Source organism: Pseudomonas sp. RIT409, assembly GCF_003052515.2.
In the GTDB taxonomy this organism is placed as follows: Bacteria; Pseudomonadota; Gammaproteobacteria; order Pseudomonadales; family Pseudomonadaceae; genus Aquipseudomonas.
In genome coordinates, this window is the sequence record NZ_QARE02000052.1 from 1 (window position 1) to 391 (window position 391).

The 391-nt window shown below is 62.4% G+C and carries 1 protein-coding gene; it reads right to left on the minus strand.

From position 1 onward, the window contains the following. Positions 1 to 163 precede the first annotated feature (163 nt). A partial coding sequence (locus DBP26_RS27150; protein ID WP_218565860.1) for a hypothetical protein occupies positions 164 to 391 on the minus strand: 228 nt, incomplete at its 5' end.

The window sequence follows — 391 nt, forward strand, 5'->3', positions numbered from 1 at the left end:
AGGGTCCCTTCCCTCCGGCGCCGCTCCGTGGGCACGCCGCGGACGGCCATCCATGGCCGCGCGACTCTCGCGGCTCCCGGCCGCTCAACCCACTCCACGACACCTCCGCTCAGCCTGCACCCAAGTCGCGTTCGGCGGTGGCTGGGCTGTTTGTGTAGGAAGATCAAAAGCGAAGAGCGATAAGCGAAAAGCGGAGCGTCGTTCGGTTCAGGGTAAGGGTTGATCGTGCTTTGCTTTGCTTTGCTTTGCTTTGCTTTGCTTTGCCTTTGGCTTTGGCTTTGGCTTTGGCTTTGGCTTTGCTTTTGGTGCGCGATAGTCCAGACACCACGGACCGCGACTTGGGTGCAGGCCGAGTGGAGGCGTTGCGCAGTGGGTTGAGCGGCCGGGAGCC